A 13756-nucleotide genomic window follows, 5' to 3' on the forward strand; every position below is an offset into this window, starting at 1 on the left:
GCGAACTGTTCCAGGCGGCGGAAACACAGGAGGTCCCCGAATGAAGTGGCGCTCAATGCCGGCACCCCTGCCGACGGAAGAGTCGGACCTCGAAGGTCTGAGCATCGTTGCCCAGTGGACCCTCATGCGCCTCACGCTCTCCAATGACCTCAAGGCTGACGGATGCGCGCCTCTGATGATCATCAGGTGGGGCAACCGCTGGGCCGCCCAGCCCTGCATTGCTGAGGTTCAGGCGGGGCTCGCGGAGTTGGAGCAGGCGTCCCTTGTGGCAATGGATCACGGGAAGGGGGAGATCTTCCATCGGCGATTCTTTGCCTGGGAGCGAATCGGTAGGCAGCCGCGCCGGGTGGCCGCCGCCTGGGATCAATCCCTAACTCGCGGGGCAGTCATCAAGGAGCTGGCCCAAGACGCACTCATGGCCGAGGTTGCGGCCGGTGCGGGCGAGAGCCGGCCGCTAAGCAAGGGGCGTGCGTTCGTCTTCGAGCGCGACGGCTGGCGTTGCGTTGCGTGCGGATGGGGACCCGGTGATGCCGTGCCGCTGGCGCCTACCGGGCGGCCCATGCATCGCGGCCTTGAAGTGGATCACGTCTTTCCAAAGTCCAAGGGCGGCGTGGATGGTCCCGAAAATTTCCAGACGCTCTGCACGTCCTGCAATGCCAGCAAGGGGGCGCGGATCTGATGCGCATCCGAACCATCAAGCCCGAGTTCTGGACATCCGAAGACGTGGCGTCCATGGACTGGGAAACCCGCCTGGTGTTCCTGGGCCTCTGGTCTTACGTGGATGACAACGGGGTGGGTCGCGATAACGAGAAGCTGATCGTCGCCGACCTTTTCCCCTTGGAGGATGACCCTCGCGAGGCTCTCGCGAGAGTGTCGCGAGGGTTGCAGATCCTCGAATCAGGGGGGCAGATCGCGCGGTACGAAATCGGCGGCCGGAGGTTCATGTTCATTCGGCAGTGGGACAGGCACCAGAGGATCGATCGACCCGGCAAGATTCGCTACCCCCGCCCTGACCTGCAGGAAGTGCCGGATCCGCCAGACGATGAAGTTCATTCGCGAGAGTCTCGCGATGAACTCGCGCCTGGAACAGGGGAACAGGGGAACAGGGGAACAACTACTCGTTCATCTGACGATGAACCTGTCCGGGCCGGTGAACAGGGCGTGCTGTTGGTTGCCGTACCGGCTCAGCGCAGCGGGGCCACGGAGCCAAAGAAGCGCCTGACCCTTGATGATCATTTCGAGGCCTGGTGGAAGCTCTACCCGCGCAAGCAGGCCAAGGGCGCCGCGCGCGACTCATGGGATCGCGCCCGGAAGCTGATCTCGATTGAGGAACTCCTCGCCGCCGTTCAGAGGCTCGTCGATGACCCCAACCTCCCCAGGAACCGGGCGAAGCTGCCCCTCCCGGCCACGTGGCTGAACCAGAAGCGGTGGGACGACGACCCGTACCCCGCCGACCAGGAAGCTCCCGGCCACCGCGGCGCCGACGGCGAACTCGACGAGGACACGATCGTCGCGGTTCTCGGCCGTGACACCTGGATGCCGCCAACCCCGCCCGAAGACCTCCAGCCAGGATCCGCAGCGTTCCGCCAGTGGAACCGAGACATATGGGCCGAACATCACCGCGACCGCCGACGGCAGGCCGAATCTGCTCTCGCGAGGAGGACCGCATGACCGCCGAACTGCATGACGTTGAGGCCATCCACATCGGCCGATATGACCTCGAGGCTGAGCGTTACGTGCTCGGCGCGATCCTGGCGACCTCGGGCCGAGCGCTCTTCGAGATCGGCCAGCTCGCCCCTGCGGACTTCTTTCGCCCCGAGCATGAGCAGCTGTTCGCACTCATGCACGGCATGCACGGGCGCGGTGACGTCGTAGAGGTCCAGGCGGTCGCGCAACGACTCGTCGGATCCCCCATTCGTGGCATTGGCCTGCCGCAGCTGGTCGACATGTTCTCGTCCTGCGTTACCGCGGCGAACGCGAGCTACTATGCGCAGACCGTGCGTCAGCTGGGCAGGCTGCGGCGACTGCAGGCGGCCTCGATGCGGATCGCGCAGATGACGGGATCGTGCGACATCTCGGCTGTCGACGAGGTTGTGGAGCAGGCTCGTGCGGAGATCGACTCGGCGGGCGACAACTCGAGCACGGGCGAGATCAGCTCACTGGGCGAACTTCTGTCGACGGCGATGCAGCGATGGCAGTCGCCTGAGACGGGGATCCTGCCGACTGGGCTGCTGGACTTCGATGACATGCTGGCCGGCGGCCTGCGACCGGGGCATCTGCTGATCGTTGGTGCGCGCCCGGCTGTCGGGAAGTCCGTTGTGGCGTCGGTGATCGCCCACGCAGTGGCCCGCCGCGGAGTCGGAACGTTGTTCTGTTCGCTTGAGATGTCCCGGGACGAGGTGACCGACCGGGTTGCCGCAGACATTGCCAGCGTGGACGTGGGCCGCTTGACTCGACGGGAACTGCGCCCCGAGGACTGGGAGCGGCTTAAGACTGCTCAGGCTTCAGCTTCAGGCTGGCCCCTGAAGGTGGTCGACAGGGCCGATCAGACGGTCTCCGGGGTCAGGGCCCGCGCGCGCGACGTTAGTCGCCGTAAGGGCGGCCTGGGGCTCGTGGTCGTTGACTACCTGCAGTTGATGAAGCCCTCCGACAGCAAGGCTCCCCGCCAGGAGCAGGTGGCGAGCATCTCGCGAGGCCTGAAGTTGTTGGCCAAGGAGATGCAGGTTCCGGTGGTGGCGCTGGCGCAGGTGAACCGTGGTCCGATGAATCGCACGGACAAGCGACCAGCCATGTCCGATCTTCGCGAGTCAGGGTCGATTGAGGCTGACGCAGACGAGATCGTCCTGCTCCATCGGGATGACAAGGAGTCGCCGGGGGAAATCGAGTTCATCGTCGAGAAGAACCGCCACGGACGAACCGGGACGGTAGCTCTCGCGTGGGCGCCGCACTTCTCGCGGGTTGCCTCGATGGCGAGGGGGTTCTGATGTCCGCTCTGAAGTGGCATTGCCACCGTCGCCGTTTCGAGATCGCCGACGGTGAGGGTGTCGTCTACTGCCACGAGTGGAAGGCGCGTTCCGGAGATCAGGGATCACGGCGCTTGTCGGAGATCCTGAACGAGGAGGAGGCGCGTTGGCAGGCCGCCCACCTCGCCTGTTTCAAGGACGATGAGGACCAGGGGTACGCGTGGGCGGTTGAGCGTTTGCGGACGCTGCCCGGGCTGCTCGAGTTCCATTTCCATGTGGCGGACAAGATGTGGTCTGCCGGTACGGATTTGAACTGGTTCACCTACGAGGCCGTTAAGCGCTGCTGGGCGGAGGCATCGTGACCCGCCCGATAACGGGCCGTAGCCCGCGTCATCCCGCCCAGCCTCCTGGTCGCCGCGGCCGGCGCGCTGCCGTGGATCCGTTCCCGTGGCTGCCATTGGCTGCTGGTGCCGGAGCGTTCGTCGCCCTGGCGCTGGCGATCTCCGGAAGCTGGCTGTATTTGGCGGCTCTCGCGTGCGCCGGCCTTCTGGCCGCCGGCATGTGGTGGGCGATCCCCGGCCCGGTGCGTTGGGCGTCTGCTGCGGACACGGTGATCGAGCACCCGTCGGAGGTGGTGGCGCGTGCGCATGAGGTGTCGGGTACGACGACGGTTCACATGGAGAGGGGTGTGTGGGTGGGTGACGACGGGGCCCCGTGGTGATCCGACATTGATCCGACAGGGCTACTACGCGATCCCGCAGGGCTTGCGTAGGGCCCCTCGCCGTGCAATGCTGGCATCAGTCCAGTCGGCAGGACCATCGGTCCGGCCCGGTAGCCCAGGGAGGGCGTCATGCGGACCAAGCCTGACTCGTTCGAGGAACTCATTGCAGCCCTCAATGCTTGCATCAGCCGTCACGGTCGCATGCGGGCAAAGTCCCGTCGGCTCGCGTGGATTGGAGCTGGACGGTGAGCATCCCGACCCAGCGCACCGCCATCCAGCCGTCCCTGATCTGGCACCGCGAGGGTGACTTCTACTCGGAGCCGCTGGAACTCGGCGTGAACGGCCGAGGGACCGTGAACGACGCAGCACAGCGCCTGTTGGAGATGCCCGACGTGGTTCGTGCCGATCTCCGTCTCGGTGACCGGGTCGACATTCGGTACACGGACGGCAGTACCGCCAGCTACTACGGCGTTTCGTGCCTGCCGTCGGATGTAACCTGCGATGACGTCGCCAACCACTTCGCCTGGCTGCCTGCGACTCCCGCTAACCGTGCGCTGGAAGAGCTGCTGGCGCAGGTCGCCGACGACGCGCAGGTGGCCGACGTTCCTCTCCGTGAGGGGCGTCTCTTGGTCGCGACCGTCGGCCCGGATGTTGCCCTGAGGGAGGGCGTCTGATGCGTCGCCAGCGCGTGTATCTGCCGCCGGGCATGGACCCGGATGACCTGCCGGACCCCAGGGATCTCGCTGAGGACGCGGCGGATTTCGCGGCCGAACAGAAGGCGGCCCGTCAACGTCGGGCGCTCGAGCAGGTGCCGCAGCAGAGGAGCGACCGTGAGTGACGTGACGCTGCCGACGGGTGACCGGCTGGTGGCTGAGATCCGGCGTCTGCGCGGGCTCAATCGCGACCCGCACGTGGCGACGTTGCAGCTAGCTCTCGGCTTGGGGCGTACCGGCGTGGACTATCACGGCGAGAAGCTCGAGCGGGCCGGGCGTCTGAAGTTTCAGCATGACTCGTCGGGACGCCGACTATGGGCGACGGTCGAGGTGGTCGAGCCGTGAGCGCCTTCTGGTGGTCGTCGAATGGTGACCTGTTGAAGTCGACGGCCCGGTGCACGGCTGAGCAGTTCGCTGCGGTGCTCGCCGAGTGGCCCGTCTTCCGTGCTAGTGGCGCAGAAGTCACAGTTGTCGATGAGCGTCGCGTCGATGTTGTGACGCGCCACGGGGTCATGACTTTCACTGGCGCTGACAGTGAGAGTCCCCGTCAGGTGGCCGAAGTCGCCACCAGCGAGATCTGAACCACCCCCATCCTTCACGCGCCCGAGTGGGTGCGTCCACTAAGCACGCCCACACACGGGAGAAGACATGAAGAAGTGGCGACTGGCCTGGAGCGAAGACGACTCCGAGGTCTACACCGACAAGCAGGGCCTGCGCGACGGGATCAAGACGGTCCGGGCCGCCTGGCAGGGCGGGGATTTCAAGAGCCCGTGGGTGGAGGTCTGGTTCACGGAGGGCTACGGGTGGGAGGCGCAGGAGAGGTTCAGCCTCGCCGTCCCCGACGTCACCGAGGTACTCGCCGAGCTGCGTGATCGGGCTCAGGGGGCTGCGGCCAAGCTGTCCGCTGCGGCGGCCAAGGCTGAGAGTCCGGCCGAGAAGTACCGCCTGTCGGGCAAGGTCGAGGGCGTGAAGCTCGTCGAGTCGTACTTCCACGACGTCGAACGCCGTCTGGCGGGTGAGTGACATGAGCACGCCGATCCCGGACTACTTCGACGAGGACTGGGACGACGAAGAGTACGACGACATCACCGACTACGACCGGACCCGAACCGACCTGCTGTACGCGGATTTGGAGCGCCACGGATGAGCGTCGTCGTGAAGCCTTTCGTGGCTGCGTATGCGGCGGTCGTGACGGTGGGATTCCTCGCGTGGTGGGGGATCACGAGCGTGTGGCAGCGAATTAAGGGGGAGAAGTGAGCGACAAGCCCGAGTGGCCCGAATGCCAGCCGTTCAACTGGCACCAGTTGCAGCCTGATTCGTTCCTGTACTGGATGCTGCCGGTCGTCCTGCCGCGAGGTGAGGCATTCGAGGAGCTCGCCAAGGCCAGCGACGACTTCAAGTCCGTCGACCTGCGGATCACGGCGAACGGCATCGAGATGGACGCCCTTGCCTTCCTTCGCGGCGTGCACGCGAACATGCGTCTCTTCGCGCACCGCGAGGCCGAGCGGATCGTGATGGAGGAGACGTCTCTCACGAAGGTCGAAGAAACCATGGCCAGCATCCGCGAGCAGGTCGAACGGCACCTGCGAGAAGAGCTGACCGCGGCCGGGGTTCAGCTCCGAGATGAGGAGGGCTGGTGATGGCCTGGTTCAACACGTCTGGCCGCTACCTCCCGGAGATCATGGCGGCGGTGAATGCTGAGTCGGGCGGCCGGATGTCGTCGCCGATCTGCGGCAACGAGTCCGAGCCTTCCCCGGACGGTGAGGTTTACGTCTGCACGCGCGCACCGCAGCACAAGGCTTGGCGGCACATCGCCGTCGGAGCCGGGGTTGTCGCTGCATGGCCCCGGGATCATGAGCCCGTTCTCGCCGACGTGGGCGAGGCGGCCGTTGCCACCCCGCCCGCTATCCCTGATCAGCCGGCGGAAGGCGCGATCTTCGCTGAAGTGTGCGTGATCGCTGAACATGTCTGTGTTCCCGTGGCCGGCTGCAACTGTGATCACGATCCGGAAATGGGCATGGGCCATCAGGCGCATTGCGGCTGGGAACCCGTAGCGATGCTGTCGGAGGTCCCGAAACTGCTGGCCGAGCGTGACCGTGCCCGCGCCACCGCCGCGAGCCTGGAAGCGCGCTGGGAGGGATTCCGGCGGCTCTTGCTCGGCATGTGGGGCGACGCGTCCGATGCCGCTGACTCTTCGGGCGGTGCTGAGCACCGCTATCGAAAGCTGGCGCTTAGCGACGCGCTTGATGCCATGCGTGAGTACCCGCACGGGGACGAGGGGAGTGACCGTGGCTGACGTCTCATACCGCACCGTCTGGTCATACGTCGGCGGGCGTGCCCCTGTCTGCCAGCCCCACGCGACCATCGATGCGGCCTATGCTGACCGCGATCAGTTGGCAGCGGAGCCGGACATCGCCCGGGCCTGGGTCGAGTCTGCCGAGTGGCTCCCTGTCGGCGAAGAGCACCCGCTGGTGCGGGAGAACGCCCGGCTACTGTCGCTTTTGGCTGCCGTTCGCAGGGCGAACAATGCTGCGCTCGATGAGGGGCCGCGTCGTCACGCGATCGGTTCTCTGGTGCGCGCTGCTGGACGCCTGCCTGCACACGCAATCAATCGCGGTAGGGAAATCTACGCCGACATCGTGGCGAAAGAAGGCGGTGGGTCGAGTGACTGACGCAATCCGTGAGGCGGTCCGCGTGAACCGCCGTCTGATCCGCAAGCAGGCCGCCGCTGAGGGCGATCTGGCGACGGTCGCCGAGATGGACGAACTCGACGCCTACGAGGCTGCCACCTACCAGGCAGACGACCCGAACACGAAGGCACACGCCTACATCCGTGCTCTGGAACGGCAGCTCGAGGAGTCGAAGGCCTGCACCGACGCCCTGTACGCCAAGAACGAGCGTCTCGAGCAGGAGATGCAGGAGGCCCTGCGGTCGGGGATGGAGCGGCAGGTCGCGACCACGGAAGCTATCCGGAGGGAAGCGAACGAGGATGCGCGCCGGTATCAGGGTGCGGCGGCTCGCCGGGAAACACGTCGCGCACCGGGCGTTCCTGGTCGCGGCGATCCAGTGGGAGAAGGCTATCGCCGACTCGACTGGTGGCGTTGAGACGTGGCCCGCCGACGACTTCCGACGGGTGGCTGACGCGCGGCGACAGGCGCTCGAGTCCGCTCTCCGGGCGTTCGACGGTGACGAGGGGAGCGAGCGATGAGCACGGTCACGTTCTCAACGAGCGGCCAGTGCCGTCTCTGCGGCGAGCCTTTCAGGGGTGACGATCTGACGCTGCGAACTCTGCGCCCATGGGGGCTCGTCCACGCCAAACACATCCCGGAGTTCGAGGTGGCCGTTGGCCAGCGCAATGACACGCAGCGCGTACTGGACGCCCACCGCGCATTCCTGGTTCAGGCCATCCGAGATGAGGCTCTGCAGGACGCGGGTGCAGCGAAGAGCCCGTACCCGGAGGACCACGACGGGACCTGGCGGCATCGAGGCGAGGCATTCAAGGAAGCACTCGAAAACCTCGACGGCGACGAGAAGGAGGTGGGCGACGGTGAGTGACGACCGGATGCGCTACCGGGTGGCGGTTGTCGTGTTCGCGGACGTCCGGGGCGTTGACTACGTGGATGCGACTGCGGGTGCCGTGCAGGCCATCCGGTCGGCGCTGACCGACGGTTTCACGAAACCCGTGCCCGTCGACCTGCCGAACCCGTACGCCAGTGAAGAGCGGTTCAAGGACCACGACATGAGCTGCCGGGCCGTCGCGGTCATGGATCTCGGGATGGCGGCCGGCAACGGCTACCTCTGGACCGAGCCGACCGCACGAGCCTGGACCAACTACGGCAACGACCTGCCCGACATTGCTCGGCGGACCTGGAAGGTCGAGGAGCCCGAGCCGGACGAAGAGGAGGTGCCCGGTGAGTGAAACCATCAGCCCCACCTACCGCACCAACGGCCACGTGATCGAGCGTGACGGACAGGTCATCGGTGTGACGATGCGCCCCACGGACGCGATCGAAATCGTCGGCGGCCTGAACTTCGGGCAGTCGTCGTTCGGGCCACTATCGGTCGGGTTCGAGCAGGGCGGGTCGGCCGACCTGTACGCCAACGAGATCCGGCTTGCCGCTTTCTTCGACTTCGCCGACGCCGAACTGGTTGCCGAGGCGCTGAACCGGGCGGGTGGTCAGGGTGAGTGAGCTCCTGAAGGCCGGCGACCGGGCCATCTGCGAAGGTCTCCGCAGAGCTCACATCGCGATCGGCGACGGCGGTCGTGTGCTCTGCAAGGAAGTCATCCTCTGGGGTCTCATTGGATCACCTGGTGAGCGAAGCCGGTCGTGGATCGCCGCCGCCGAGACGCCCACCTGCAAGACGTGCGTGAAGCGGGCCGAGGCTGCGGCGCGGAAGGCGGGGGAGTCGGATGCTTGAGCTGATCTGCATCCTTATCGGCATCGCCCTCGTCATCATCGGCCTAAGCGTCCCATCGACGGTCGCGCTGATCGTGGGGGTCATCTTCCTTGCGATCGGCGGCGTCTGGGTGTTCCTCGTCGACTCGGACGGGGACTGGTTCTAATGCCTGACCTCGACCGCACGACCGTGATCCTGTCGATCCACGGCCGCCACATCAATCTGATGCAGGCCGACCTGAAAGACGTTGAGTGGCGACGCCGGATGCTGCCGGGCGCGGTTAAGAACGTCATCATGTGGCGGACCGCAACCCCAAAATGCCCCGGATACCTTGACGGATGGTTCGAGGTGAGCGAGCAGGTCTCCGGCACCGCCGAAGCCGTGAAGGCGTGGTGTCATCTTCACTCCTACTGGGCCGGGCTGAGCTTGGCGGAACTCGTCGAGTATGCAGGAAAGCCAGAAGGTCAAGTAACGGCGATACGTCGAGGTAGGACTACCTGGCTTCAGGCGGGGCAGACATTGGGCCTCACCCGCGGCCCGCAAGCCTTTCAGTACGCGCCGGCTGACTGGCGCGAGCGGCTGGAGGTGGCGTGGTGAACCCCGTCCTCATCGTCGCTCTCTTCGCTACCTGTTGGCTGATCCTCAGACTGCTGGACTCTGTGATTCGATTCGACTGGACGACCTGCGTCGTAGCCTGCCTCGTATATGTCATCTCCGGGTTCTCACGCGCCGATGAACTGGTCGCTGCGGCCTGCAACTTCGGGATCGCTGGCTGGTACGCCTACCTGGCGTGGAAGCGTCGACCGCCGCGTAAACGGCGTGAGGCGAAGGCTCCTGGGCGAGTTAAGGACCTGGGGCACAAGCTGGTGGTCTCGTCGTGAAGTTCACCGTCGGCCAGCAGGTCCAGTACATCTGGGGCGCGTGGCGGGTCACGTCGGCCGCCGCTGGTCAGTACGTGATCGAGCCCGAAGACGACACCGCCCGGGAGGAGTTCCGGAAGATGGAGCCGCACCATCGGCGTCGGAAGTGGACGCCCGGAGACGTTCTCGACCGGGGGAGGCTCTTGGTATCCGGGAAGTCATTGCGCGCCTCCGAAACGGGGACGGGAGGAAGGGCATGAGCAACGTGACCCCGCTCCGCAAGCCGTCTCCCACGCCTCATCTCGGCGCCCTCGACTGCACGTGGGCGGTCGACGTGAACCGCCATGACGCGGTCCGTCTCGTCGCTCGCCGCACCTCGGGGATCGTGACTGTGCAGTGGAAGCTCGAGCAGTGCGCCGGCGACCTCGACCCGCAGCATGTCGCGCGCCTGCATCGGCTGGTCTTGGGGGATGTCGAGCCGGGGGTGTCTGCGCTGATGTACGCGGACATTGAGGCCGGGCAGCTGTAACCCCATCGAACTCCCGCCCGGCCTGAGTGGGGAAGCTCGGGTCGGGCGGGGCAACACTCTGGGCGCGAGAAGCGTCTGAGCATCGAATCACCCACTGAGGAAGAGAGATCCGAGTGAAGAGCAAGAGACGTACCGCCGTTGCCGCCGCCATCATGGCCGGGGTCGCCGCGTTCGGCCTGTCCGCCTGTACCACCGAGGCCGAGAGCGTCAACGACAACCTCAGCAAGGACGCGGACAACTTCAAGGTCGCCCGCAAGATCACGTTCGTGAACGGGATCACCGACAAGGTCATCCTCGAAGCGCAGGGCCTCTGCTCGGTCGACCCCGGCGACGGCAACAGAATGTTCGTCACGTGCAAGGACTCCGACGGCAAGTACGTCCGGCACTCACTCGGCAAGTCCGACAACGTGTTCTGGTTCGTCGAGCAACTCGAAGCGACCAACACGTCCACCAGCGCGTACCGGTTCGTCGTCCGGCCGGACTCGCTGATCCCTGAGGTGTCGGTTGAGGACGACGATCGGTGACCACCTTCACCGAGTACGCCGAAGCGTTCGCGATCTTCGCCAAGTATCAGCCGCAAGGATCGAACGTTTCCGCCGAGCACGACGAAATCTGGGCTGGCCCTGCCGAAGGGTACGGGCCCATCAGCAACGAGGACCAGGGCCGACTCCGCGAACTTGGGTGGACCCACGACGGAGACGACAGCTACGGCTGGCACCTCTACGTGTAGTAAGCGCAGTGACGCCCCGGCAGGAGGGTTGCCGGGGCGTCCGTCTGTGTGCGTTCAGGCGGTGCGCTGCAGGGGAATGTAGGCGAGCTGAGTGCCGGCCTGGGCGACGTACTCGCGGAAGGTCTCGATGGGGACGACGTTGCGGCCGAGAGCGGCGACAACGACGCCCGTGTGGTGGCGGGTGATGAGCGCGTAGAGCGATCCGGCCTGGATGATGCGGTGGCAGCCTGGGTCTTCTACGCCGGGCGGGACCGGGAGGGTGTGGAGCTTGGTGTCGCACCAGGGCTCGGTGTGCGTGGTCTCTCTGTCGTCGATGTCTGACGTCGCTGTCATGGGTAGCAGCCCCCTCGTCGGCCGTGGTCCCGGCCCCTTGTGTCGTCGACCCTTCTCGGTGCCCGCTGGTGCCCGCATGCCCGCCATTGTCACTCGGTGAGTGAGACATCCTGACCCGATACACGAGGGGATGCACGGGTGGTTACCCCCTCATTGCGGGAACGATCCAACATTTGAACACTCGGCCTACCGGCGGGTGCCACTCGGAGGTGCTACCCATCAGTCAAATGGATGGTGAATCGGTATTCATGTGGCCGATGGGGTTATGAGCTGATCGGCCACTCAGTATGCGGATTGCGCATCAGACAGGCCCTCATGGTCCGCCAATGCGCCAGGGGGAGACGCCAGAGGAGGTCGCACTCAAAGCTCGGATGCATGGCCGACGACCTGCGCTCGGCGGTCGCCAGCGCAGTACGCGCCAGGCGAACCCTTGCCGGCCTCACGCAGGGCCAGCTCGCCGGCGCCATGGGAGTCGACCAGGCCGTCATCTCACGTATCGAAGCCGCGGTTCGTCCGATCCCACTCGGTGACGAACTGGTCAGGCTCTGCGAGCAGCTCGGCTGCACACTTCGGCAGCTCCTGGAAGACGCAAACCCCGAACAGCGTCGCGCGCTAGGAATCCGCGACTAAAGAGACGTGTCCTCGTACGGGGGGAGGCCGACAGCCTCACGATCGTCCGGGTCCAAGAGCTGCAGTAGCTGACGCAGCGGCCGGCCGAGCGCCCTGCAGACACCCGCGGCCTCTTCGAGCCTGATCGAGGCCTCGCCCATCTCGACGCGGGACACGTGCTTCTGGTCCCAGCCCTCGACACGTTCGGCGAGTTCGGCCTGAGATAGGCCGGCCGCGACTCGCCACATCTTCACGGCACGGCGGATGGCTAGGCGCCCGCTCGTGCTCGTCACGCACCGACATTCACAGCGGCCGGGACATCTTGTCCCATTCGCTGTCTGCGGTAGACGCTTATGGTCTAGCGTACGAGGCAGATCGTCACAGAGCAGTCACCGGCCGTCGGGGGAGACGCCATGGCAGCAGTGATCGGGATCATCGTCGTCGCGGCAGTCGTCTGCGTGCTGACCGTCAGATACCTCTGCCGCCGCTACAGGCCCGCACTCAAAGACGGCGAGGTGGACTACCACGGGGTGGCCGTGAAGATGCAGCCCCACCCTCGCCGGCCCGACGCGCTGCATGTGTTCACCAGGACCGCCAGTGACGCGCGCCGCGTACATGCTCGGCTCACCCGGGACCCAGGCATCGCGTCCGCCCAGATCATCGGCCCGGACCAGCGCACCATCTTCATCACCCACTAGTCGACCCCACCCCTGACGTCCCCTCGCCTGGGGTGGGGTGCCGCACCCGGTGCACTGCGGGACCGGGTGCGACGAGGGCCCCTGACCGCTGCGGCGAGACGGTCAGGGGCCCTCACCCTCTTGGAGGCATCATCATGGTCGAGTTGCACGGCGGTCTCGCGGACGGACTGTGCTGTGGTGGGATCCCCTGGGGATGGCCGTGCGTGTGGATCACCGTCGACCGTGGCGTGGCCCTTGCGCTGCTCGATGCGCAGCGGTGGCCCGGGATGCTCGTCACCGACCCTGAGGTGCAGTGGACGATGTACGTGCCGCAGCGGCGGGGAGTGTGGCGGGCTCTCGGGGAGCGAAGCCCGTGGCGCTAGTCGGGCTGAACGCAGTAGGCCCCGCCATCGGCTCTACCCCGTGATCAGCGAGGTCGGCGAGCGAACGGCGGGGCCTGTCAGTGAGGCTACTCGCCGCGCTGCTCGAGCTCGGCGATGCGGCGCTTCAGCTCCGGGATCTCAGCGAGCTGCTCGGTGACCTGATCCCGCCAGGCCTGCCATCCGACAGGATCGGGCGGGATAGGGAGCGCGAAGTAGCCTGCCCCGCGACGCCTCTCAATGACGCCCTCGACGGCGAGTGCCTCCATTGCGTCCTTGATGACCTGTACGCCGACGCCCTGCTTGGCCCATTGGCTCTGGCTGGGCAGTTGCTCGCCCGGCTTGATTTCGCCTGCTGCGATGCGGCGCCTGAGGTCGTCGGCGATCTCTCTCCACTGGGCTGGCACGTGCTCATGATGCCCGACCATCACTCGCTCGGAGCAGGCAACTGAAGTTACCTCCCCGTTCGACTTGACCTAGGTCTTGCCTAGGTCTCTACTTAGGTTCCATGAAGGAACGGAGCAATGGGAGCAGGTTCCTGACGACAGGTCAGGTCGCCGACCTCCTGGGGCTCTCCCGCTGGACCATCCGCCGCAAGTGCGAGGCAGGCGACTACAAGGGCGCCGACCGTCCCGCCGGACCCACCGGCCAATGGCGCATTCCCGCCGCGGCGATCCAGCACGACGACCCACGGAAGGAACCGTCATGACCGCCACCGCCACCCGCCGGAAGCCCCGCGTCGCAGGCCATCCCAAGTGCCCGATCGGATGCCCCGACTGTCACCTCCCCATCAAGGGAAAGACCCGACGGGAACGGGACTTCTTCATTGGCGTCCATCGGGGC

At 66.0% G+C, this 13756-nt stretch carries 30 protein-coding genes; 27 read left to right on the forward strand and 3 right to left on the reverse strand.

All coding sequences use genetic code 11. From position 1 onward, the window contains the following. Positions 1–55: 55 nt before the first annotated feature. The 24 genes from J2S57_RS25545 (at position 56) to J2S57_RS25660 (ending at position 10914) form a co-directional block, all read left to right on the forward strand. Positions 56–679, forward strand: coding sequence for an HNH endonuclease (locus tag J2S57_RS25545; protein ID WP_307247452.1), 624 nt, complete (start codon positions 56–58; stop codon positions 677–679). Continuing rightward, entirely contained in the window at positions 679–1671 is a 993-nt protein-coding gene (locus tag J2S57_RS25550) for an LvrA C-terminal domain-related protein (RefSeq protein WP_307247454.1), read from the forward strand. Before J2S57_RS25545 ends, J2S57_RS25550 begins: the two co-directional genes overlap by 1 nt. After that, positions 1668–2984, forward strand: coding sequence for a replicative DNA helicase (locus J2S57_RS25555; RefSeq protein ID WP_307247456.1), 1317 nt, complete (start codon positions 1668–1670; stop codon positions 2982–2984). Before J2S57_RS25550 ends, J2S57_RS25555 begins: the two co-directional genes overlap by 4 nt. Then, positions 2984–3325 (forward strand): hypothetical protein, encoded by a 342-nt coding sequence (locus J2S57_RS25560; RefSeq protein ID WP_307247458.1) that lies wholly within the window; start codon positions 2984–2986, stop codon positions 3323–3325. The genes J2S57_RS25555 and J2S57_RS25560 overlap by 1 nt, the downstream gene beginning before the upstream one ends. 71 nt (positions 3326–3396) lie before the next feature. After that, positions 3397–3684 (forward strand): hypothetical protein, encoded by a 288-nt coding sequence (locus J2S57_RS25565; RefSeq protein ID WP_307247460.1) that lies wholly within the window; start codon positions 3397–3399, stop codon positions 3682–3684. A 245-nt stretch (positions 3685–3929) separates the two neighbouring features. Then, positions 3930–4358 carry a hypothetical protein gene (locus J2S57_RS25570; RefSeq protein ID WP_307247463.1) on the forward strand — a complete coding sequence of 143 codons (429 nt, stop codon included), beginning with the start codon at positions 3930–3932 and terminating at the stop codon, positions 4356–4358. After that, positions 4358–4522: a hypothetical protein gene (locus J2S57_RS25575; RefSeq protein ID WP_307247464.1), complete on the forward strand. Its 165-nt coding sequence runs from the start codon at positions 4358–4360 to the stop codon at positions 4520–4522. The genes J2S57_RS25570 and J2S57_RS25575 overlap by 1 nt, the downstream gene beginning before the upstream one ends. After that, positions 4515–4742 (forward strand): hypothetical protein, encoded by a 228-nt coding sequence (locus tag J2S57_RS25580; RefSeq protein WP_307247467.1) that lies wholly within the window; start codon positions 4515–4517, stop codon positions 4740–4742. The genes J2S57_RS25575 and J2S57_RS25580 overlap by 8 nt, the downstream gene beginning before the upstream one ends. Next, complete coding sequence (locus J2S57_RS25585) at positions 4739–4978, forward strand: hypothetical protein (protein WP_307247469.1); 240 nt, start codon at positions 4739–4741, stop codon at positions 4976–4978. Before J2S57_RS25580 ends, J2S57_RS25585 begins: the two co-directional genes overlap by 4 nt. Positions 4979–5045: 67 nt before the next feature. Next, a complete protein-coding gene (locus J2S57_RS25590; RefSeq protein ID WP_307247471.1) occupies positions 5046–5420 on the forward strand; it encodes a hypothetical protein in 375 nt (124 codons plus the stop codon). Between the two features lies 1 nt (position 5421). Next, positions 5422–5544: a hypothetical protein gene (locus J2S57_RS25595; protein WP_307247473.1), complete on the forward strand. Its 123-nt coding sequence runs from the start codon at positions 5422–5424 to the stop codon at positions 5542–5544. Positions 5545–5650: 106 nt separating this feature from the next. Further along, entirely contained in the window at positions 5651–6037 is a 387-nt protein-coding gene (locus J2S57_RS25600; protein WP_307247475.1) for a hypothetical protein, read from the forward strand. Continuing rightward, positions 6037–6693, forward strand: coding sequence for a hypothetical protein (locus J2S57_RS25605; RefSeq protein ID WP_307247477.1), 657 nt, complete (start codon positions 6037–6039; stop codon positions 6691–6693). Before J2S57_RS25600 ends, J2S57_RS25605 begins: the two co-directional genes overlap by 1 nt. Next, positions 6686–7069, forward strand: a complete 384-nt coding sequence (locus tag J2S57_RS25610) for a hypothetical protein (protein WP_307247479.1) — start codon at positions 6686–6688, stop codon at positions 7067–7069. The genes J2S57_RS25605 and J2S57_RS25610 overlap by 8 nt, the downstream gene beginning before the upstream one ends. A gap of 22 nt (positions 7070–7091) precedes the next feature. Continuing rightward, positions 7092–7502 carry a hypothetical protein gene (locus J2S57_RS25615; RefSeq protein WP_307247481.1) on the forward strand — a complete coding sequence of 137 codons (411 nt, stop codon included), beginning with the start codon at positions 7092–7094 and terminating at the stop codon, positions 7500–7502. Positions 7503–7601: 99 nt separating this feature from the next. Further along, positions 7602–7952, forward strand: coding sequence for a hypothetical protein (locus tag J2S57_RS25620; protein WP_307247483.1), 351 nt, complete (start codon positions 7602–7604; stop codon positions 7950–7952). After that, complete coding sequence (locus J2S57_RS25625; RefSeq protein ID WP_307247485.1) at positions 7945–8316, forward strand: hypothetical protein; 372 nt, start codon at positions 7945–7947, stop codon at positions 8314–8316. The genes J2S57_RS25620 and J2S57_RS25625 overlap by 8 nt, the downstream gene beginning before the upstream one ends. After that, the gene (locus tag J2S57_RS25630) at positions 8309–8587 is read left to right on the forward strand and encodes a hypothetical protein (protein ID WP_307247487.1); all 279 of its coding nucleotides are present in this window, start codon (positions 8309–8311) and stop codon (positions 8585–8587) included. The genes J2S57_RS25625 and J2S57_RS25630 overlap by 8 nt, the downstream gene beginning before the upstream one ends. A gap of 221 nt (positions 8588–8808) precedes the next feature. After that, entirely contained in the window at positions 8809–8961 is a 153-nt protein-coding gene (locus tag J2S57_RS25635) for a hypothetical protein (RefSeq protein ID WP_307247489.1), read from the forward strand. After that, on the forward strand, positions 8961–9392 hold the full coding sequence (locus J2S57_RS25640) for a hypothetical protein (protein ID WP_307247491.1): 432 nt from the start codon (positions 8961–8963) through the stop codon (positions 9390–9392). The genes J2S57_RS25635 and J2S57_RS25640 overlap by 1 nt, the downstream gene beginning before the upstream one ends. A 280-nt stretch (positions 9393–9672) precedes the next feature. After that, positions 9673–9915 (forward strand): hypothetical protein, encoded by a 243-nt coding sequence (locus J2S57_RS25645; protein ID WP_307247492.1) that lies wholly within the window; start codon positions 9673–9675, stop codon positions 9913–9915. Further along, entirely contained in the window at positions 9912–10184 is a 273-nt protein-coding gene (locus J2S57_RS25650; RefSeq protein ID WP_307247494.1) for a hypothetical protein, read from the forward strand. The genes J2S57_RS25645 and J2S57_RS25650 overlap by 4 nt, the downstream gene beginning before the upstream one ends. A gap of 113 nt (positions 10185–10297) precedes the next feature. Beyond that, on the forward strand, positions 10298–10708 hold the full coding sequence (locus J2S57_RS25655; RefSeq protein WP_307247496.1) for a beta-sandwich lipoprotein: 411 nt from the start codon (positions 10298–10300) through the stop codon (positions 10706–10708). Beyond that, positions 10705–10914, forward strand: a complete 210-nt coding sequence (locus J2S57_RS25660; RefSeq protein ID WP_307247498.1) for a hypothetical protein — start codon at positions 10705–10707, stop codon at positions 10912–10914. Before J2S57_RS25655 ends, J2S57_RS25660 begins: the two co-directional genes overlap by 4 nt. Positions 10915–10968: 54 nt before the next feature. Here J2S57_RS25660 and J2S57_RS25665 read toward each other — a convergent pair whose 3' ends face one another. Next, the gene (locus tag J2S57_RS25665; protein WP_307247500.1) at positions 10969–11247 is read right to left on the reverse strand and encodes a hypothetical protein; all 279 of its coding nucleotides are present in this window, start codon (positions 11245–11247) and stop codon (positions 10969–10971) included. Positions 11248–11622: 375 nt separating this feature from the next. Between J2S57_RS25665 and J2S57_RS25670 the strand changes: the two genes are divergently transcribed. Then, positions 11623–11877 (forward strand): helix-turn-helix domain-containing protein, encoded by a 255-nt coding sequence (locus J2S57_RS25670; RefSeq protein WP_307247502.1) that lies wholly within the window; start codon positions 11623–11625, stop codon positions 11875–11877. Here the strand turns inward: J2S57_RS25670 and J2S57_RS25675 are convergent. Beyond that, complete coding sequence (locus J2S57_RS25675; protein WP_307247505.1) at positions 11874–12149, reverse strand: helix-turn-helix transcriptional regulator; 276 nt, start codon at positions 12147–12149, stop codon at positions 11874–11876. The two genes, J2S57_RS25670 and J2S57_RS25675, sit on opposite strands and share 4 nt — an antisense overlap. Positions 12150–12269: 120 nt before the next feature. Between J2S57_RS25675 and J2S57_RS25680 the strand changes: the two genes are divergently transcribed. After that, positions 12270–12554: a hypothetical protein gene (locus tag J2S57_RS25680; RefSeq protein WP_307247507.1), complete on the forward strand. Its 285-nt coding sequence runs from the start codon at positions 12270–12272 to the stop codon at positions 12552–12554. Positions 12555–13002: 448 nt separating this feature from the next. Here J2S57_RS25680 and J2S57_RS25685 read toward each other — a convergent pair whose 3' ends face one another. Next, entirely contained in the window at positions 13003–13320 is a 318-nt protein-coding gene (locus J2S57_RS25685; RefSeq protein WP_307247509.1) for a winged helix-turn-helix domain-containing protein, read from the reverse strand. Between the two features lie 101 nt (positions 13321–13421). Between J2S57_RS25685 and J2S57_RS35430 the strand changes: the two genes are divergently transcribed. Next, positions 13422–13622: a helix-turn-helix domain-containing protein gene (locus tag J2S57_RS35430; protein ID WP_370882507.1), complete on the forward strand. Its 201-nt coding sequence runs from the start codon at positions 13422–13424 to the stop codon at positions 13620–13622. The last annotated feature ends 134 nt before the right edge of the window (positions 13623–13756 follow it).

Source organism: Kineosporia succinea (assembly GCF_030811555.1).
Classification (GTDB): domain Bacteria; phylum Actinomycetota; class Actinomycetes; order Actinomycetales; family Kineosporiaceae; genus Kineosporia; species Kineosporia succinea.